1 protein-coding gene is annotated in these 362 nt (G+C 69.6%); it reads left to right on the forward strand.

The features are described 5' to 3' along the window. Positions 1-362 (forward strand): hypothetical protein (locus tag AC6H42_RS01335; RefSeq protein ID WP_497547241.1); only part of this gene is annotated, 362 nt, incomplete at both ends.

The raw sequence follows: 362 nt of genomic DNA on the forward strand, positions 1-362 counted from the left end.
ACCTCGGCGCAAGTGATCGCGCTGACCACGCTGCAAGCCGCGTCGCTGACCTCGGCACAAGTGGCCGCCATGGAAACGGTGGACCTGGCCGCCATGGAAACGGTGGACTTCGTGTCCCTGAAGACCAGCGCCATCGCCGGCCTCAGCACGGCCCAGTTCGCCGGCCTGACCACCAACCAGGTCGCCGCGCTGACCAGCGCCCAGATGGGCGCGCTGAGCACCAGCCTGATCGCCAACGGCCTGACCACCGCGCAAGTGGTCGCGCTGAGCAGCACCCAGGTGGCCGGCCTGACCTCGCGCCAGATCGCCGCCCTGTCGACCGCCAACCTGGCCGCCATGGAAACGGTGGACTTCGCCGCCCT

Source organism: Massilia sp. NBRC 108631 (genome assembly GCF_059704565.1).